The following is a 19,324-nucleotide window of genomic DNA, read 5'->3' on the forward strand; positions in this document are numbered from 1 at the left end:
ACCCTCCGCTTGAACCTCGCAGACCCCATTCCCGAAGCGCACCAGGCTCCGTCCATCGACAGCCCACTGGCCTGCCTCGCAGCCATCGCCGGCCACCACGGCTTCTCAACCAGCGTCGAACAGATCCGCCGCGAGCACCTCGCCAACGACGCGCCATTCCCCACGCCCCCGGACGCCCTCGTCCCCGCCGCCCGCGCGCTGGGGCTCAAGGCCCGCAGCCAGCAGCTCGACTTCGCCGATCTGGCGGCACTGCAGGAAACCTTCCCCGCGATCGCCGTACTCCGGAACGGCAACTGCGTCGTGCTGGTCGGGCTGCGCGACACGGCCGACGGCCCGGCGGTCGCCGTGCTCGACCCCACGGCAACGCCTGCCAACGCCATCCTGCTCATCGGCGGCGCGCGCTTCCAGGAGGCCTGGAGCGGCGAGCTTGTGTTGCTCAAGCGCAGCTACCCCGTTCTCGACGAAAAACAGCCCTTCGGCCTGCGCTGGTTCATCCCCGAACTCTTCCGCCAGCGCACCTTTCTGCGCGACGTTGCCGTTGCCGCCATCGTGCTCCATGTGCTGGCGCTGGCGATGCCGGTGTTCACCCAGCTGGTGATCGACAAGGTGATCGTCCATGAGGGCCGCTCCACCCTCTACGTGCTCACCGGAGGCGTGATCCTCGCCCTGCTGTTCGAGGCCGTGTTCTCCTACCTGCGGCAATACTTCATGCTCGCCGCCACCAATCGGGTCGACATCCGCCTCGCCCAGAAAACCTTCAGCCACCTGCTGCGCCTGCCCATCACCTTCTTCGAGACCGGCACCGCGGGCGTCATCACCCGGCACATGCAGCAGGCCGAGAAAATCCGCCAGTTCCTCACCGGGCGACTGTTCTCGACGATCCTCGACGCCTCGATCCTGGTCATCCTGCTGCCGATCCTGTTCTTCTACTCCGGGCTGCTGGCAGCCATCGTGCTGGCTTTCGCGGCCGCCATCGGCGGCGTCGTGTTTGCCCTGGTGCCCACCTTCCGCAACCGCCTGCAGGCCCTTTACAACGCCGAGGCCGAGCGCCAGTCGATCCTTGTCGAGTCCATCCAGGGCATGCGCACCATCAAGTCGCTGGCGATGGAACCCCAGCGCCGCAAGGAATGGGAGAACCGCTCCGCCCGGGCGGTCGACATGCATTTCCGGGTCGGGAAGATCTCGATGGCGGCACACACCGCCATGAGCTTTCTCGAGAAACTGATGACCGTCACCCTCATCGGCGTGGGCGCGCATCTGGTCTTTGACCAGAGCCTGTCGGTGGGCGCCCTGATCGCCTTCCAGATGCTCTCCGGGCGGGTCGTCGCGCCGCTGGTGCAGATCGTCGCGCTGGTCCACGAATACCAGGAGACCGCCCTGTCGGTGCGGATGCTGGGCGAGATCATGAACCGGCCGGTCGAGGGCCTGCGCGAGTCCGGCGGGCTGGAACCCACCCTCGCCGGCAAGATCGAGTTCGACAACGTCACCTTCCGCTACGCCGCCGGTGGCCCGCCGGCCCTCGACCGCCTGAGCTTCACCCTGCCCGCCGGCAAGGTGCTGGGCATCGTCGGGCGCAGCGGCTCGGGCAAGACCACCCTCACCCGCCTCATGCAGGGCCTCTACCCGATCCAGGAAGGGGTGATCCGCTTCGACGGCATCGACGTGCGCGAGATCGACCTCACCCACCTGCGTCGCCAGATCGGCATCGTGCTCCAGGACAACTTCCTGTTCCGCGGCAGCGTCCGGCAGAACCTTGCCGTCACCAAGCCCGACGCCCGCTTCGAGGAGATCGTCGAGGCCGCCCGCCTGGCCGGCGCCGACGAGTTCATCGAGCGCCTGCCCCAGGGCTACGACACCCTGCTCGACGAGAACGGCGCCAACCTCTCCGGCGGCCAGAAGCAGCGGCTCGCCATCGCCCGCGCACTGCTGCCCCGGCCGCGCATCCTGATCCTCGACGAGGCTGCCAGCGCCCTCGACCCGGAATCCGAGGCGATCTTCCTGGGCAACCTGGCCAATCTGGTCGAAGGCCGCACGGTGATCATCGTCTCCCACCGCCTGTCGACCCTCACCCGAGCCGACGCGATCATGGTCCTCAACCGGGGCGTCATCGCCGACGCCGGCCCCCACGATGCCCTGCTCCAGCGCTGCGCCATCTACGCCCAGCTCTGGCAACAACAAACCCGTCACCTCTGAGCATGTCCTCCGACCCGAAAATCCGGCGTCTGCTGGCCGACTTCCTCCCCGACGCCCAAGCCATCGAACACCAGGCGCCCCCCCTTGGCGCCCGCATCACCCTGTACGCCCTGCTGGCGCTGGTGCTCACGGCCCTCCTGTGGGCCACCTTCGCCCAGATCGACAAGCTCGTCATCGGCCGCGGTCGCCTCGTCACCCCGCTGCCCAACATCGTCGTCCAACCCCTCGAACAAGCCATCCTCAAGACCATCCAGGTGCGCGTCGGGCAGACCGTCCGCAAGGGCGCCGTCCTCGCCACCCTCGACCCCACCTTCGCCGAAGCCGACGCCAGCCAGCTTGGCGCCCGCAGCGACAGCCTGGGCATGCGCGCCCGGCGCCTCGAGGCCGAACTCCAGGGCCGCACCCCGATCGACGCTGGCGGCGCCCACAGCCAGCAGCAGGTCCAGACGCGCCTGATGGCCGAACGCCAGGCCACCTACGCCGCCCGCATGCGCCAGTTCGACGAATCCATCGCCCGTCTGCGCGCCGCCCAAGCGACCAACCGCCAGGATCAGGCCACCCTCGCCGAGCGGGTCCAGAGCCTCGCCGAGCTCGAAGCCATGCAGGCCGAGCTGCAGACCCGCCAGTTCGGCTCCCGCGCCAGGGTGCTCGAAGTCCGCGAACGCAAGCTGGAGGTCGAGCGCGACCGGGCCACGGCGGTAAACCGCGCAGAGGAGATCCGCCGCGAGATTGCCGCTACCGAAGCCGAGCGGACCGCCTTCGGTCGCAACTGGCGGCAGGAATCCCTCGAAAAACTTTCCGCCGCGGTTCAGGAACGGGACGAAGTGGCCGAACAGCTGGCCAAAGCCCGCCGTCGCACCGACCTCGTCAGCCTCACCGCCCCCGAGGACGCCGTCGTCCTCGAGATCGGCAAGAAATCGGTCGGGTCGGTGCTTCGCGAGGCCGAGCCGCTTTTCGTGCTGGTGCCCCTCAATGCGCCGCTGGAAGCCGAGGTCGAAGTCGCGCCGGCGGACGTGGGCATGCTCAGGGTAGGCGATGCCGTGCGCGTCAAGATCGACACCTACCCCTTCCAGAAGCACGGCACCATCCGCGGCAAGGTGCTGCACATCAGCCCCGACACCTTCACCCGCCAGGGCCCCGTCGGCACCGACAGCGCCTACTATCTCGCCCGGGTGGGCCTCGACGACACCCGGCTCGACGGCGTCCCGACACCCACCCTGTTGCTGCCCGGAATGACGCTCGCCGGCGAGATCATCACCGGCCAGCGCTCGGTGATTTCGTTCTTCCTCTACCCGCTGATCCGCGTGCTCGACGAATCACTCCGCGAGCGCTGAGTCAATGATCCGGGCCGTTGCCTGCCCGGCGAAGTTGCGGATGCGGGCCTCATCAAACCGCCTGCTCTCCTTCCGGCGGCATCGTCATCGCCTGTCAGCGGCGGCGGCCGTAGCGCCAGTAGCGGATGCCGGGGTGCTGCCCCGGCGGGCGCTGACGAGGGCCCATACGACTGCGGGCTGATCGTTGGCCAGGGTGCGGACGCCAGCGGCACCGCCACGCTCAACCTGAGCCGCTATCGCACCGCCTCGCCGTCGAAGGTGGAAGTCACCATCAAGAACGACGCCATGAAGCCCGGCGCCCCGCCGCCGCATGCCGAGCGGGGCGTTTCTGCTTGCAGCGGCTACAATCCGCCCCTGCCGAACAGGAAGCCGCCGATGCCCATCCACCGCCTCTCCGAACACCTCATCAACCAGATCGCCGCCGGCGAGGTGGTCGAACGCCCCGCCTCGGTGCTCAAGGAAGTGCTCGAAAACGCCATGGACGCCGGCTCGACGGTGGTGGACGTGCAGCTCGAACAAGGCGGCGTGCGGCGCATCCGGGTGGCCGACGACGGCTGCGGCATCCCCAAGGACGAGCTCCCGCTGGCCCTCGAGCGCCACGCCACCAGCAAGATCGCCAGCCTCGACGACCTGGAAAACGTCGGCACGATGGGTTTTCGCGGCGAGGCCCTGGCCGCCATCGCGGCGGTGTCTCGGATGAGCATCACCAGCCGCTTCGAGGGCGCCAGCCACGCCTGGCGCATCGACGCCGACCCGCGCGAGCTCGCCCCCGCCGCCCTCAACCACGGCACCGTGGTGGATGTGGCCGACCTGTATTTCAACACCCCGGCCCGGCGCAAGTTCCTCAAGAGCGAAGGCACCGAGTTCGCCCACTGCGACGACGTGTTCCGCCGCATCGCGCTGGCCCGGCCCGACGTGGCGATGCAGCTCACCCACAACGGCCGGGTGAGCCTGCGCCTTGCCGCCGGCCGCCGCGAGGCCCGCGTCCGCGCGCTGCTGGGCGACGATTTCGTCGGCGCCGCCCGCAGCATCGAGGCCGAATCGGGCCTGCTGCGCCTCACCGGCTTCGCCAGCCTGCCCGCGTATTCGCGCAGCAGCCGCGACGCCCAGTTCTTCTACGTGAACGGCCGCTTCGTGCGCGACAAGCTGGTCACCCACGCCATCCGCGAGGCCTACGCCGACATCCTCCACGGCAGCCGCCACCCGGCCTACGTGCTGTTCCTGGAACTCGACCCGTTCGGGGTGGACGTCAACGTGCACCCCGCGAAGATCGAGGTGCGCTTCCGGGATTCCCGTGCGGTGCACCAGTTCGTCTACCACGCCCTCAACCGCGCGCTGGCCGCCTCTGGCGCCGCCCAGGCCGGCGAATCCGCCGCCGTCAGCGACATCCCGCAGGCCCAGCCCACGGCTGCAGCGCAAACCGCCCATCACTTCCCGCCGCCCCAGCAGGGCCGGCTGGCGATGGAGCCGGCGTCCCGCGCCTACTTCGACTTCGCCGCCTCGGCCCGCCCCGCCGACGCCCCGGCCCCCGGCTTTGCCGCCACCGCCTTCGCCCCGCGCTCCGGCCCGACCACGTCGCCCGCCCCGGCCCCGATGCCCGCCGGCGACCTCGCCCCGCCCCTCGGCTACGCGGTCGCCCAGCTCCACGGCGTGTACATCCTGGCCCAGAATGAAACCGGCCTCATCGTGGTGGACATGCACGCCGCCCACGAACGCATCCTCTACGAACGCCTCAAGACCGTCCTCGACGGCACCCCCGGCGTCCAGCGCCTGCTGATCCCCGCCGTCTTCGGCGTCGGCGTCAAGGACATGGCCACCGCCGAAGAGCACGCCGAACTGCTGGAGCGCATGGGCTTCGAGATCGGGCCCGCCGGCCCCACCGAGCTCGCCGTGCGCAGCGTACCGGCCCTCCTCGCCCGCGCCCCGGTGGCCGAGCTGCTGCGCGCCCTGCTCGCCGAGCTGCGCGACTACCCCGCCACCGAAGTCGTCACCGCCCGCCGCAACGAGCTCCTCGCCACCATGGCCTGCCACGGCGCCGTACGCGCCAACCGCAACCTCACCCTGCCCGAGATGAACGCCCTGCTGCGCGAAATGGAAGCCACCGAACGCGCCGACCAGTGCAACCACGGCCGCCCCACCTGGACGCAACTCTCCATGGCCGACCTGGACAAACTGTTCCTGCGCGGTCGCTGACACATCCAGCGAAACATCTGCGGTTGCCCTCCCCCGCCGGGGCGGCGACAATATCGGGTTGATCCTGAAATCCGCTCTTCCCGTGAAACTCGAACGCATCCTCCAGAACCAGGGCTTCGGCAGCCGCCGCCAGTGCCGGCAGCTCGTCGAACTCGGCGAAGTCCGCATCAACGGCGAAATCGTCGATGACCCGGGCGCCGAAATCCCCACCGCCGGCCTTGTCTATGAGATCGAGGGCGAAGCCTGGACTTACCGCGAGACGACCTACCTCGCCCTCTACAAGCCAGCCGGCTTCGAGTGCTCCCACGAACCCAAGCACCACCGGGGCGTGTATTCGCTGCTGCCCCATCCGCTGGTGGTGCGCAACGTGCAGAGCGTCGGCCGGCTCGACGTGGATACCACCGGCCTGCTGCTGTTCTCCGACGACGGCGCCTTCATCCACAACCTGTCGTCCCCCAAGAAGCACGTGCCCAAGATCTACCGCGCCGAACTGGCCGAAGATGGCACCGACGCCCTCGTCGAACGCCTCCTCGCCGGCGTCAGCCTGATCGACGAGCCCCAGCCGGTGAAGGCCCTCACCGCCCGCCTGCTGGCCCCGCGCACCCTCGAAATGTCCATCGACCTGGGCAAGTACCACGTCGTCAAACGCATGATCGCCGCCGCCGGCAACCACGTGGACAAACTCCACCGCCACGGCTTCGGCGGCCTCGCGCTGGGCGAAGGCGTCCTCGCCGGCCTAGCCGAAGGCGAATGGGTCTACCTCGAAGCGGCCGACCTCCAACAACTGCATCCCGCTGCCTGAAAGGGCCCGCCATGACCGATACGCCCCGCCGCCGCGCGCCCCTGCCCACTTCCGAAGGCACGCTCAAGCTCAAACCGCGCACCGCCGCCCCCGCCACCCACAGCGCCGACGCCGATCCCGCCCCGGCCAAACGCGGCGGCGGCAACGACTGGCGCAAGCGCAGCAAGGCCTCCTACCCGGACCAGGCCAACGCCGAGCCGCCCCGCCGCAGCCGCGCCGACGACGCCCGCCCGCCCCGCGACGACAGGCCCCGCGACGATCGCCCCCCGCGCCCGGCCGGCGACCGCCCGGCACGTCCCTTCGGTGACCGCCCCGCCCGCCCCTACGGCGAGCGCAGCGCCGACGACCGCGGCCCGCGTCGCGACGACAGCCGCCCGCCCCGCACCGGCGACGACCGGCCCCCGCGCCCCTACGGCGACAAGCCCCGCGGCTTTGGCGACCGCCCGGCACGTCCTTCCGGTGACCGCCCCGCCCGCCCCTACGGCGAGCGCCGCGCCGACGACCGCGGCCCGCGCCGTGACGACAACCGCCCGCCCCGCACCGGCGACGACCGGCCCCCGCGCCCCTACGGCGACAAGCCCCGTGGCTTTGGAGACCGCCCGGCACGTCCTTCCGGTGATCGCCCCGCCCGCCCCTACGGCGACAAGCCCCGTGGCTTTGGCGACCGCCCCCAAGGAGAGCGCAGCGCCGAACGTCCGGCCACCGATCGCCCGCCGCGCCACGAACGCAAGCAATGGACCGGCGAACCGCGTCCCGCGCCGCAACCCTCGCCGCTGCGCGACGACGGTTCGATCCGTCTCTCCAAGCGCATGACCGAGCTGGGCCTGTGCTCCCGCCGCGAGGCCGACGAGTACATCGAGAAGGGCTGGGTTCGCGTGGATGGCCGCGTAGTGAGCGAGCTGGGTTCGCGGGTGCATCCGGGCCAGGTGGTCGAGCTCGACCGCCGCGGCCAGACCGCCCAGGACCGCCGCGTGACGATCCTCCTCAACAAGCCGGTGGGCTACGTCTCCGGTCAGGCCGAAGACGGCTACGAGCCGGCCAGCGTGCTGATCACCGCCGAGAACCGCTGGGCTGAAGACCCGTCCGAAACCCGCTATCTGCACAGCCACCACCGGGGCCTCGCGCCCGCCGGCCGGCTCGACATCGACTCCATCGGCCTGCTGGTGTTCACCCAGGACGGGCGGATCGCCCGGGCGCTGATCGGCGACGATTCGAGCATCGAGAAGGAATACCACGTGCGCGTCGAAGGCACGCTGTCGGACGAGGGCCTCAAGCTGCTCAACCACGGCCTGTCCCTCGATGGCGAGGCGCTGCGCCCGGCCAAGGTCAGCTGGCTCAACGAAGACCAGCTGCGCTTCGTGCTGCGCGAAGGCAAGAAGCGCCAGATCCGCCGGATGTGCGAACTTGTCGGCCTGAAGGTCGTCGGACTCAAGCGGGTGCGCATCGGCCGGGTGATGCTGGGCCATCTGCCGCCGGGCCAATGGCGCTACCTCGGTGCCGACGAACTGTTCTAGAATACCCACATCGCATCAAACTCCCATGAAACCATGTGCGTTCCTCCGGCAGGCAGTCTGCTCGCTCCTATTCGGCCTGGCCGCGGCAGGCGCCTGCGCCGAGGACAAGCTCTACGAGGGCATGCTGCTGCCCGAGGATTTCGCCGGGCCGATCACCGTCACCGTCGAACTGCGCGACCTTCACGGCGTGCTGGTCGGCCGGGTCAAGGCCAGCCCGCCGATCTCGGCGGTCGGGCAGATCAGCTCCGGCGAGATGATGGGCGACAAGTGCGACTTCACCGTGCCATTCACCTCATCGATGGTGCTGCGTTTCGTGGGAACCTGCTCCACGAGCATGTTCGAGGGCCGCTACACCCAGGCTGGCCGGCGGGACGCCAGCTCCCGGGGTACCTTCCGGCTGATGCGCAAGGAGCCCGACAAGGACGAAGACACCCGCGAGGCCCTGCGCACGCCGGTCCCCACAGGTTCGCTCACCGAGTGCATCACCGCCAACACGCGCTGCCTCGGTGCCTGCCCCAAGGGCGACTACAACACCGAGTTCCTGTGCTCGAACCGCTGCCGTACCAAGTACAAGGCCTGCAAGAAGGCGGTCAGCCCATAACGGGCAAGGCCGGCAGGCTCACCCGGAAACTAAACTCATCGTCGCGCAGTCCGTCAATCCTGGCTATAACCATCATGGCAACATGGGAGGCGTAGTGGTCGACGAACACAACGAAATCCTGTTCTGCGCCGAGGATGAAAGCCGTGCCCCCTTCCAGCCCGGCTGGAAGGTACTGATCGTCGACGACGAAGACGATGTCCACCAGGCCACGGTGTTCGCGATGCGCAACCTGCCCATCGCCGGGCGCCCCCTCGATTTCCTCCACGCCCACAGCGCCGCCGAGGCCCGCCAAATCCTCGCCACGCACACCGACATCGCGGTGGTCCTCCTCGACGTGGTGATGGAAGAGGTCAACGCCGGGCTCGAACTCGTCCGCCACATCCGCGACGAACTTGGCCAGCAGGAGATCCGCATCATCCTGCGCACCGGCCAGCCGGGCTACGCGCCGGAAATGGAAGTGGTCCGCGACTACGACATCAACGACTACAGGACCAAGTCCGAGCTCACCCGCATCAAGCTCTACACCACGCTCACCGCGGCAATCCGCTCCTACAGCCAGCTCCACATCATCTCGGCGAGCCGGCGGGGCCTCGACCTCATCGTCCAGGGCAGCGCCCGCCTGATGGCCGAGCGGGGCATCAGTGATTTCGCCGCCGGCGTCATCACCCAGATCACCGGCCTGCTCGGCCTGCCGACCGAGGGTCTGATCATCACCCGCCGCCAGAACAGCGGGCCGATCGATGCGGCCAACCTGCGGGTGGTAGCCGCCGTCGGGCGCTATTTGGGTCTGATCAACCAGCCCCTCGACCGGCTTGAGGACGGCGAGGTGCGCGGCATGCTCATCAAGAGCCTGGCCGACGAGACCAGCCTCTTCAACGGCACGCGCACCGTGCTGCTCTTCGGCGGCCGCTCCGGCATGATGATGGCGGCCTACATCGACACCGTGACGCCGCTCGCCGACACCGACCAGCAGCTCATCGACGTGTTCTGCACCAACATGGCGGTGTGCCTCGACAACCTCGACCTGCTCGCCCAGCTCAACGCGTCGGCCTTCGTCGACCCGCAGCTGCGCCTGCCCAACCGCACCCGGCTGGTCCAGGAGATCGACCACCGCCGGCGCCAGGGCGGCGACGAGCTGCTCATCCTCCTCAACCTCGACCACTTCTCCGAGACCAACGAAGCCCTCGGCCACCCCTACGGCGACCGCATCCTGCGCGCCGTGGCCGACCGGCTGGTGGAGCACTGCGCCCGCCAGATCATGGTCGCCCGCGTGCACGGCGACACCTTCGGCCTGCTCGGCCCCCGCGCGCTGCTCAATCCCGAAGCCATCGCCGGGCTGTTCCAGGAGCCCTTCGAGATCGACCTCACCGAGCAGATGATCTCCGCCAGCCAGGGCTGCGTGATGCTGACCGAAGTGCCCGGCGACGGCGCCGATACCCTCAAGAACGCCACCATCGCCCTCAAGCGCGCCAAGGCCAGCGGGCTCGGCAGCTACTGCTTCTACGACCGCGAGATGGGCACCGAGGTGCAGGAGCGCGTGCGCCTCTTGCGCAACCTGCGCAGCGCCTTCCAGCACGACCGCCTGTTCCTGTGTTTCCAGCCCCAGATCAATCTTGCCGATGGCCGCATCGTCGGTGCCGAGGCGCTGCTGCGCTGGAAGGCCGAGAGCGGCGAACTGATCCCGCCCGAGCGCTTCATCGCCATCGCCGAATACTCCGGGCTGATCGTCGACATCGGCCAGTGGGTGCTGCGCAACGCCTGCCATCGTCAGGTCGCCCTCACCGAGGCCGGCTTCGCCGGTTTCCGGATGGCGGTGAATGTCTCCCTCGCCCAGTTCCGCCACCCGCGCTTCATCCAGACGCTCCAGGGCGCCATTGCCGACACCGGCATCAATCCTGCCCTGCTCGAACTCGAGATCACCGAATCCATGGCGATGCTGGAGCCCGACTACATCACCGGCGTCATCCGCTAGGTGAAGGCGCTGGGGATCAGCGTGGCTGTCGATGATTTCGGCACCGGCTTCTCGTCCCTGTCCTACCTCCAGCAGCTCGACGTGGACCGGCTGAAGATCGACCGGGGCTTCATCCGCGCCATGCAGACCACCAGCGGCGCCGGCGGAAGCATCGCCCAGACAGTCATCCAGCTTGGCCGCAACCTCGGGCTCAGCGTGATCGCCGAAGGCGTCGAGACGGTCGCCCAGGCCAACGCACTGCACCAGCTCGGCTGCGACGAGGCCCAGGGCTTCCTCTTCGCGCGGCCGATGGAAAGCACCGAACTCGCCGCCTGGCTCGCCGGGCTGCGCGACGGCTACCCGCTCCCCTACTGAGGTGCGCCCCTTGCACATCCTGCTGATCCGCTTCGCCGCCGGGCTCGTCCTTCTCGGCGGCCTGCTCCCGACGGCAGTGGCCGGCAACATCGTGCGCCTCGCCGCCATCGAGCGGGAACCCTACGCCGGTGCCACCCTGCCCGACCAGGGCTACGTACCCGAAGTCGCCCGGGCCGCCTTCGCCCGCAGCGGGTATCAGGTCCAGACCAGCTTCTACCCCCCCGACCGGGCCCGCCACATGGCCGAATCCGGCGAGGTGGACGGCTGGATGCCGGTTCATGCCGACCCAGCCCTGAAGTCCGAATATCTCCTCTCCGCCCCGCTGCCCGGCGACCAGCTGGGGCTGCTCAAGCGCAAGGATTCCCCGATCCGTCTGCCCGCCGATGCCGCCCGCCGTCCGGCCGCCGCCCTCGAAGCCCTGGCCGACCGGCGCTTCGGAATCACCCGCGGCAGCCTCTCCGGCGCAGCAGCGGCCGCCGTCGCCCCGCTGCGCACCGAGCGGGTCGCCCTCGATCTGCAGAACCTCGACAAGCTCGCCAATGGCCGGATTGATCTGGTGCTGATCGACAAGTACCTCGCCGCCGACCTGATGGCCCTGCAGCGCCCCCAGTACATCGGCAAGCTGGAATTCCTGTCGCCGGTGCTGTTTCCCAGCAGTTTCCACCTGGCCTTTCCCGTCAGCAGCCCTCGCCACGCCGAATTGCAGCAGGCCTTCGACGCCGGCCTCAAGGCCCTCGAGAAGGACGGCAGCCTGGGCCGCATCCTCGCCCGCCACGGGCTCTCGGTACCTGCCAGCCCCAAGGGCAAAGGCGTCCGCATCACCATCGGCACCGTCAACAACCCGGACATGCAGATCATGCAGCGCCTGTCCCGGCAGTTTGAAAAGACGCATCCCGGGATCGAGCTCGAATGGCGCGTGCTCGAAGAAAACATCCTGCGCCGCCGCACCCTCAGCGACCTCGCCATCGCCGACGGCCAGTTCGACGTGATCACCATCGGCCCCAACGAAGCCCAGACCTGGCGCAACGGCTGGCTCACCCCGATCACCGGCCTGCCGGCCAGCTACGACCTCGACGACATCCTGCCCAACGTCCGCCAGCAGCTCACCGTGGGCGACACCCTCTACGCCCTGCCCTTCTACGCCGAGAGCTCGATGACCTACTACCGGGCCGATCTCTTCCGCCAGGCCGGGCTGGTGATGCCGGCGCGGCCCACCATCAAGGATATCCAGCGGTTCGCCCGCCAGCTCCATCACCCCGAGCAACAGCAGTACGGCATCTGCCTGCGCGGCCGCCCCGGCTGGGGCGAGAACATGGCCACCGTCAGCACCCTGGCCAACACCTTTGGCGGCCGCTGGTTCCGGCCCGACTGGACGCCCGAGATCGACTCGCCCGAATGGATCAGGGCCGTCGACTGGTATCTCGACACCCTCCGCAACTACGGCCCGCCCCACCCCGAGCGCAACGGCTTCAACGAAAACCTGCGGCTCTTCGCCGACGGACGCTGCGCCATCTGGATCGACGCCACCGTGGCCGCCGGCAGCCTCTACAACCCGAAGGAATCGAAAGTCGCCGGGGTGCTGGGCTATGCCCCGGCGCCGGTGGCGGTCACGGTGCGGGGCGCCCACTGGCTGTGGACCTGGGCGCTGGCGATCCCCGCCTCCACCACCAAGCAGCAGGCGGCGCTGGCGTTCATCACCTGGGCCACGTCAAAGGATTACATCCGCCTGGTTGCCGCCGACCAGGGCTGGGTTGCCGCGCCACCGGGCACCCGCAGGTCCACCTACCAGAACCCGGCCTACAAGGCCGCCGCACCGTTCTCCGGTTTCGTGCTCGACGCCCTCGCCACCGCCGACCCGCGCAACCCGACCCTGCGGGCAGTGCCTTACACCGGCATCCAGGTGCTGTCGATTCCCGAATTCCCGGCCATCGGCAACGCCGTGGGCCAGGAGATCGCCCAGGCCCTCACCGGCGGCCAGAGCGCGGCGCAGACGATGCACCGGGCCCAGGCCCGCACGGTGAAGCAGATGCGGGATTCCGGCTACCTGCCCTGACCAGGCCGCAGCCCCCCGTCAGCACTCAGGCCGCCGGGCGCTCCGGCGCCGTCAGGGGGATCGCCACACGAAACTCTGCCCCCCGCCCCGGCTCGCTCACCACGTCAATGGTGCCGCCCAGCAACCCCATCACGATGTTGCGGGCGATGTGCAGCCCCAGGCCCGACCCGCCCTGCCCCATCTTCGTCGTGACGAAAGGCTCGAACAAGCGCCGACGCACCTCCGGCGCAATCCCCACGCCGTCATCCCGCAGCACCAGCAGCAGCTGGCCGTCATCCCGCAGGTGTGCGCTGATCGTCACGCAGCCCGACGTCCGCCCGACGAAGGCGTGAGTCAGCGCATTGAGCACCAGATTGGTCAGCACCTGCCCGAGGGGGCCAGGGTAGCTGTCCATGCTCACCTCGGCCAGATCGGTCTCGATGCGGTAAGGCGTATGGTTGAAGCGTGGCCGGACCATGATCAGCACCTCGTCCACCACTTCGACCAGGCTGAACTGCCGGCGCATGTCGGTCGTCTGATCCACCGCCAGCTGCTTGAGGCCACGCACCAGATCGGCGGCCTTGGTCACGTTGCGTTGAAGGATGTCCTGCCCCTGCCGGGCTTCAACCAGATGCTGATCGAGATCGGAGCGCCGCAGGGTGTTGGAAGCCACCCGTCGCTCCATCTCGGCAAGCTGATCCTCCAGCGTCGTCACCACCGTGATCGCGTTGCCGAGGGGCGTGTTGAGCTCATGGGCGACGCCCGCCACCAGGCTGCCGAGCGAAGCCAGCTTCTCCGCCTCGATCAGCCCGCTCTGGGTGCTCTTGAGCGCCTCCATCGCGCCGCGCAGATCGTCATTGGCTTTCGACAGCGCCTCGGTTCGCTCGGCCACCCGCTGCTCCAGCAGGGCCGACTGGGCGGTGAGCTCCCGGTTCTTGGCGTGCAGATCCTCGAAGGCACCCAGCAGCGCCACCCGCATGTTCTCCAGCGCGCGGGCCACGCCGCCCAGCTCGTCGTCGCGCAACGGGCGGATCTCGCCGCCCAGGTCTCCCGTCGAAAGCCGGCCTGCCGCCGCAGCCAGCGCCTCCATCGGCAGCAGCAGCCGGCGCTGCAGAAACGCCATGATGAGCATGCCGCCCAGCACCAGCATCGAAATGGTGATCAGCATGGTCCGCCGCACCGCATCCGCAGCCACCTCGAGGTAGGGCGCGGCGCTCATCGTCACCACCACCTTGCCGATCACCTCGCCGTTGGCGTCGATGTCCACCTCGCTGCGCATCACCGCGGCAGCATCGGCCGCCCCCGCCCCCACGTACTCGACAAACGGCTGGCTGCCCGCCCGGTCGAACACCACCACCGAGACGATCCGCCGGTCATCGGCCGCCAGCGACCGGACGATGCCCTCCGCGCTCTCCCGGGCGTAATCCCACAGCTGCCCCTGCATCGTCAGGGCCAGCACGCGGGTCGTGCGGGCCAGATCTCGGGCCAGATCGGCGCGCGCCCGCTCCTCGCCCAGGAAACGCTCGATGGCAAAGGTGGTCGCCCCTGCGGCCACCAGCCCCAGCAGCACCGCCAGCAGGGTGATCCAGCGCACCCGGGCCAGCAGCAGGCGTCCGCCCTGATGCAGCCTGGTCCGGTTATCCAATGGGGTCTGACTCATGATTTATCCACTTATCCTGAGCCGGCGAGACTAGCACGACCGGCCCCCGGGCGAACCACCGCGGCGGCCCATTCCAAGCAGGAAGCTCATGATATAGTTCGAGGTTTTCCCGAATCCGCCAGGGCCACGATCATGGAAGCAGAACGCCTCAACGCCATCTCCAACAAGCTCGCCGACCTGAAGGCCCGGGAGCTCGAACTTCGGAGGTATCTTTGACTACGACAACAAGGCTGAAAAGCTGATCGAAGTCAGCAAGCAACTCGAAGATCCCGACATCTGGAACGACGCCGCCCGGGCCCAGGAGCTCGGCAAGGAAAAGAAAGCCCTCGAAGGCGTCGTGCTGACCCTCGACAAGATCGAGCAGGGCATTGCCGACGGCAAGGATCTGTTCGAACTCGCGTCCATGGAAGACGACGAGGACACCATGCAGGCCGTCGAGGCCGATGTGGCCACCGTCGAAGCCAGCGTGGGCGAGCTCGAATTCCGCCGGATGTTCAACAACCCGATGGACGGCAACGCCTGCTTCATCGAAATCCAGGCCGGCGCCGGCGGCACCGAGGCCCAGGACTGGGCCGGCATGCTCGAGCGCATGTACCTGCGCTACTGCGAACGCAAGGGCTTCCAGGTCGAGCTGCTCGAAGAATCCGAAGGCGAAGTGGCTGGCATCAAGAGCGCCACCATCAAGGTCGGCGGCGAATACGCCTACGGCTTCCTGCGCACCGAAACCGGCATCCACCGCCTCGTCCGCAAGAGCCCCTTCGACTCCAACGCCCGCCGCCACACCAGCTTCACCTCGGTGTTCGTGTTCCCGGAGGTCGACGACTCCATCGAGATCGAGATCAACCCGGCCGACGTGCGCACCGACACCTACCGCGCCTCGGGCGCCGGCGGTCAGCACATCAACAAGACCGACTCGGCGGTGCGTCTCACCCACATCCCGTCGGGCATCGTCGTTCAGTGCCAGAACGACCGCTCCCAGCACCGCAACAAGGACGAAGCCTGGTCCATGCTGCGCGCCCGCCTCTACGAGCTCGAGCTGCGCAAGCGCCAGAGCGAACAGCAGAAGCTCGAAGACGCCAAGAGCGACATCGGCTGGGGCCACCAGATCCGTTCCTACGTGCTGGACCAGTCCCGCATCAAGGATCTGCGCACCAACTACGAAGTGGGCAACACCCAGGGCGTGCTCGACGGCGACCTGGACGGCTTCATCCAGGCCAGCCTCAAGCAGGGCGTGTAAGCCTGCCGGGGGATGCGGGGCGACGGCGCGCCGCATCCCGATCTCGGCCACCTCACTCCTCACCCGATTTCCATCACCATGTCCCGTCTGCTCGCCTGGCTCGGTGCCGTCCTCCTGCTGCTGGTGGCCTCCGCGCTCTTTCTCGTCAGTCGGGCCCTTGAAGACCAGCCGCTGGTCACCGCCAGCGACGAAGTCTCGGCCGCTTCAATCTCCCGCGCCCGGGACATCCTGCGCCGCAACGACCCACGCCGCCTCGCCCCCAACACCACCCGCGACGTGCGCCTCGCCGGCAGCGATCTCGAAGCCCTCCTCAACTTTGCCGCTCGCCGCGGTATCCGCGGTGCCGCCAGCCTCGACCTGCGCCAGGGCGGCGCCGACGTGCGCTACACCGCCACCCTTCCGCGCCTGCTGGCCGATCTCGGCGTCGGGCGCTTCGTGAACGTCGAAGCCAGCCTCGGCGCCAGCGGCGGCAGCCAGATCGACATCGAGCAGGTGCGCATCGGCCGCATCCCGCTGCCCGGCGCGCTGTTCGAGGCGCTGCTGGCCCAGTACATCCGCCACACCGATCTCGCGCCCGAAGTCGCGCTGCTCAAAAAGACCATCTCGAAGGTCGCCATCACCCCAGCCGACGTCACCGTCACCTACGTCTGGCAGCCCGAACTCCTCGACTCCGCCCGCAACCTGGCCCTGAGCCCGGCCGACCAGCAGCGCCTCGCCGCCGCCCAGCGTCTGTTCGTCGACACCCTCGGCCGCGCCTCGCCCGGCAGCCGCAAGGTCGCCCTGGCCGACGTGCTCGGCCCGCTGCTCCAGCAAGCCGGTGGGCAGCCCGGCGCCGACCGCACCCAGGCCTACCGGGACGTGCTGCTCGTGACCGCCCTGCATCTGTCGGGCCGCAACATCAGCATGCTCATCCCCGACGCCGCCCGCTGGCCCAAGCCCCGGCCGGTCACCCTCACCCTGCGCGAGCGGGGCGATCTCGCCCAGCACTTCGTGATCTCCGCCGCCATCGCCGCCCAGGCCGGCGCGCCCCTCGCCAAGGCCATCGGCCTCGACAAGGAGATCGACGATTCCCAGCGCGGCAGCGGCTTCTCCTTCGTCGACCTCGCCGCCGACCGGGCCGGCACCCGCCTCGGCCAGCTCGCCGCCCGAAGCCCCGAGCGCCTCGCCGCCGCGGTCGCCGCCGGCCTCACCGACGCCGCCCTGCTGCCGCCCATCGACGGCCTGCCCGAGCACATGATGGCCGACGAGTTCCGCCGCCGCTTCGGCAGCCCCGAGGCGCCCGCCTACCGGCAGATGAGCGACGAGATCGACCGCCGCATCGCCGCCCTGGCCCTGTTCCGCTGACCCGAGGCGCCCATGTCTGACGTCCGCCCCGACAGCCACCTCCACGAGTTCCTCGCCCCCGGCGTCGTCGCCGACGACGTACCCGAGCTCGCCCCGCTGCTCCACGCCCGGCCGCTGCTGGCCGCCTTCAGCACCCTCTTCCACGGCAGCGAGGCCGAGGTGCTGATGCGCCTGATGGTGCTGCGCGAGATCGGCCGCGAGAGCGAATCCCCCCGCTGGAGCCCGGATCAGCTCCGCCAGCGCTTCGCCTTCCTCGACCCGGTCAAGCTCGAAACCGCCCTGCGCCGCCTGCGTGGCAACGGCCTGCTGGAGATCGGCGAGGACAACCTCTACGCCCTCTCCGACATCGGCCGCAACGCGGTGGCCGCCATCGGCATGCTGGTCAGCTTCAGCGCCGAGGACGACCTGGAGCTGGGCTTCCTCACCGCCCAGCTGGCCGGCCTGCAGGCGGTGGGCAGCATCACCCCGGAAGCCCTCGGCCACCTGCTCGGCAAGCTCAATGATCTCGCCTGGCATTTCGAGGACGCCATCGCCTCGGGCTCCGAGTTCCGCATCGCCGACGCCCGCCGCAAACTGTCGGCCAACATGCGCTGGATCGAGAAGGGCACCGCCGTGCTGCGCGAGCTGCTGGCCGACCCTGAGGTGCCCTTCGACCTCGCCCGCGTCGCCCAGCGCATCGGCCTCGCCCAGTCGCGCCTCGCCCGGGTCGATGCCGCCTTCCAGCGCGCCGTGAACAAGATCGAAGCCCAGCGCGTCACCCTTGGCGGCTCGGGCATCTCGTCCAGCGACGTGGCCCGCTGGCTGCGCAGCCTGGATGCCCGCAAGCTCGCCGTCCTCGTCGACGGCGCCCTCGCCCCGGCGCCGGAGCTCACCCTCCTCGCCGGCGGCCACGAGATCCTCGACCGGGCCGAGCTCACCCTCTCCGAAGAAGCCCGCCAGATCGAGGCCGACACCGCCCTGCCGCCCCCCGAGGACGCCCCCTCAAACCGCGCCCCCGAGGCCGAAGACCTGCGCCTCCTGCAGCACTTCAGCCAGCGCCTGGCCAAACTGGCCGAGCCCGGTGCAGAGCCCGCCAGCCTCGCCCGTCTGGTGGCCGGCGGCGGCTTCCCGGCCTCCAGCTACCGCCTGTCGCTGCTGGCCCTGCTGGCCGATGGCGGCGATGGCGAATCCGGGAGTGCCGGCCCCACCGACGGCCCCATCGGCGAGTTCATGCGCCTGCCGCTGGACGTGCTGTTCGAAGCCGGCATGGTCAAGGTAGGCGAGGACGAGATCGCCCGCATGTCCGCCGGCCTCGTCGGCGCCCGCGGCAGCCTGCCCGCCCCCGAAGCCATCCCGGTCCTCGCCGACCCCGACGAACCCCACGCCCCCCAAGCCTGATGGAACAACAGATCCGGACCCTCACCGCCCGCCTGCTGGCCAGCCGCAGCCTGCCCCGCACCGACCCGCTGGTGCGCCGCGCGCTGGTGGACGAAGCCTTCCGGGTGGATATCGACGCCCGCCTCTCGGCGGTCGGCCTGCAGCTCATCGACAACCCCTACGCCGCCCACGTGGCCGTGGCCCTGGCCGACGACGTGCACGAGCCCGTCTTCGGCGCCAGCCGCGAATACGCCGCCAGCAACGTCGGCCTGACCCGCGACCAGCTCGCCCTGCTGGTGGTCATCTGGGCGCTCATCGTGCTGCCCAAGCGCGAACGCCAGATCAACCGCCAAAAGCTCGCCGACGACGGCCAGAGCGACATGTTCGGCAAGGACGCTCCCCTCGCCCACGGCGAGGAAGTCGCCGGCGCGCTCTCCGAGGCCTCGCTGCTCGCCGACTTCGCCCCGGTGCTGGGCCACAAGACCTACGTCCAGGGCAAGCTCCTGTCGCGTCTCGCCCAGCTGGGCTTCATCGAGCGCCGCGGCGGCATGATCCACGAGGGCCCGCTCCTCGACGTGCTGCTCGACTACCGCCTGATGGCCGACCGCATCATCTACGGCACCCTCGGCGAGGTGCTCTCCGAAGCCGGCCACCCGCCGCCCGCCCAAGACGCCTTCAGCGCCACCGAGCCGGATGCCGATGCCGACCCCGACGACCTGACCGACTGAGCAC

Annotated in this window: 12 protein-coding genes and 1 pseudogene; 12 read left to right on the forward strand and 1 reads right to left on the reverse strand. The window is 69.4% G+C overall.

The annotated features are described in order from the left end of the window. Positions 1 to 9: 9 nt before the first annotated feature. The 8 genes and pseudogenes from GH681_RS02380 (at position 10) to GH681_RS02415 (ending at position 13,016) form a co-directional block, all read left to right on the forward strand. On the forward strand, positions 10 to 2,193 hold the full coding sequence (locus GH681_RS02380) for a peptidase domain-containing ABC transporter (RefSeq protein ID WP_228111746.1): 2,184 nt from the start codon (positions 10 to 12) through the stop codon (positions 2,191 to 2,193). A 2-nt stretch (positions 2,194 to 2,195) separates the two neighbouring features. Beyond that, positions 2,196 to 3,527, forward strand: coding sequence for an HlyD family type I secretion periplasmic adaptor subunit (locus GH681_RS02385; RefSeq protein WP_153159847.1), 1,332 nt, complete (start codon positions 2,196 to 2,198; stop codon positions 3,525 to 3,527). Positions 3,528 to 3,902: 375 nt separating this feature from the next. Next, positions 3,903 to 5,720 carry a DNA mismatch repair endonuclease MutL gene (gene mutL / locus GH681_RS02390; RefSeq protein ID WP_153159848.1) on the forward strand — a complete coding sequence of 606 codons (1,818 nt, stop codon included), beginning with the start codon at positions 3,903 to 3,905 and terminating at the stop codon, positions 5,718 to 5,720. Between the two features lie 82 nt (positions 5,721 to 5,802). Continuing rightward, positions 5,803 to 6,522, forward strand: coding sequence for a pseudouridine synthase (locus GH681_RS02395; protein ID WP_228111747.1), 720 nt, complete (start codon positions 5,803 to 5,805; stop codon positions 6,520 to 6,522). Positions 6,523 to 6,533: 11 nt separating this feature from the next. Further along, positions 6,534 to 8,036 (forward strand): pseudouridine synthase, encoded by a 1,503-nt coding sequence (locus tag GH681_RS02400; protein WP_228111748.1) that lies wholly within the window; start codon positions 6,534 to 6,536, stop codon positions 8,034 to 8,036. Between the two features lie 25 nt (positions 8,037 to 8,061). Next, positions 8,062 to 8,637, forward strand: a complete 576-nt coding sequence (locus GH681_RS02405; RefSeq protein WP_153159851.1) for a hypothetical protein — start codon at positions 8,062 to 8,064, stop codon at positions 8,635 to 8,637. Between the two features lie 451 nt (positions 8,638 to 9,088). Continuing rightward, positions 9,089 to 10,963: pseudogene (locus GH681_RS02410) on the forward strand (putative bifunctional diguanylate cyclase/phosphodiesterase). A gap of 10 nt (positions 10,964 to 10,973) precedes the next feature. Then, the gene (locus GH681_RS02415) at positions 10,974 to 13,016 is read left to right on the forward strand and encodes an extracellular solute-binding protein (protein ID WP_228111749.1); all 2,043 of its coding nucleotides are present in this window, start codon (positions 10,974 to 10,976) and stop codon (positions 13,014 to 13,016) included. Positions 13,017 to 13,041: 25 nt separating this feature from the next. On the opposite strand, the gene GH681_RS02420 is transcribed toward GH681_RS02415, so the two are convergent. Then, positions 13,042 to 14,655 carry a sensor histidine kinase gene (locus tag GH681_RS02420; RefSeq protein ID WP_153159852.1) on the reverse strand — a complete coding sequence of 538 codons (1,614 nt, stop codon included), beginning with the start codon at positions 14,653 to 14,655 and terminating at the stop codon, positions 13,042 to 13,044. Positions 14,656 to 14,787: 132 nt separating this feature from the next. On the opposite strand from GH681_RS02420, the gene prfB reads away from it, so the two are divergent. The 4 genes from prfB to GH681_RS02440 all read left to right on the forward strand — a co-directional run bounded on the left by prfB (position 14,788) and on the right by GH681_RS02440 (position 19,320). After that, positions 14,788 to 15,892 (forward strand): peptide chain release factor 2 gene (gene prfB, locus GH681_RS02425; RefSeq protein WP_153159853.1). Its coding sequence is split into 2 segments (ribosomal slippage): positions 14,788 to 14,868 and positions 14,870 to 15,892, totalling 1,104 coding nucleotides; the frame shifts between segments, so codons are not numbered across the junction. Positions 15,893 to 15,970: 78 nt separating this feature from the next. Beyond that, entirely contained in the window at positions 15,971 to 17,236 is a 1,266-nt protein-coding gene (locus GH681_RS02430; RefSeq protein WP_153159854.1) for a hypothetical protein, read from the forward strand. A gap of 12 nt (positions 17,237 to 17,248) precedes the next feature. Continuing rightward, positions 17,249 to 18,613, forward strand: coding sequence for a hypothetical protein (locus GH681_RS02435; protein WP_153159855.1), 1,365 nt, complete (start codon positions 17,249 to 17,251; stop codon positions 18,611 to 18,613). Next, positions 18,613 to 19,320 (forward strand): hypothetical protein, encoded by a 708-nt coding sequence (locus GH681_RS02440; RefSeq protein WP_153159856.1) that lies wholly within the window; start codon positions 18,613 to 18,615, stop codon positions 19,318 to 19,320. The genes GH681_RS02435 and GH681_RS02440 overlap by 1 nt, the downstream gene beginning before the upstream one ends. Positions 19,321 to 19,324 lie beyond the last annotated feature (4 nt).

It is taken from the genome of Zoogloea sp. 1C4 (assembly GCF_009469605.1).
In the GTDB taxonomy this organism is placed as follows: domain Bacteria; phylum Pseudomonadota; class Gammaproteobacteria; order Burkholderiales; family Rhodocyclaceae; genus Zoogloea; species Zoogloea oryzae.

Coding starts and splice junctions, on each gene's coding strand:
- GH681_RS02385 (WP_153159847.1), top strand. CDS start 2,196: ATGTCCTCCGACCCGAAAATCCGGCGTCTGCTGGCCGACTTCCTCCCC.
- mutL (WP_153159848.1), top strand. CDS start 3,903: ATGCCCATCCACCGCCTCTCCGAACACCTCATCAACCAGATCGCCGCC.
- GH681_RS02400 (WP_228111748.1), top strand. CDS start 6,534: ATGACCGATACGCCCCGCCGCCGCGCGCCCCTGCCCACTTCCGAAGGC.
- GH681_RS02405 (WP_153159851.1), top strand. CDS start 8,062: ATGAAACCATGTGCGTTCCTCCGGCAGGCAGTCTGCTCGCTCCTATTC.
- GH681_RS02420 (WP_153159852.1), bottom strand. CDS start 14,655: ATGAGTCAGACCCCATTGGATAACCGGACCAGGCTGCATCAGGGCGGA.
- GH681_RS02430 (WP_153159854.1), top strand. CDS start 15,971: ATGTCCCGTCTGCTCGCCTGGCTCGGTGCCGTCCTCCTGCTGCTGGTG.
- GH681_RS02435 (WP_153159855.1), top strand. CDS start 17,249: ATGTCTGACGTCCGCCCCGACAGCCACCTCCACGAGTTCCTCGCCCCC.
- GH681_RS02440 (WP_153159856.1), top strand. CDS start 18,613: ATGGAACAACAGATCCGGACCCTCACCGCCCGCCTGCTGGCCAGCCGC.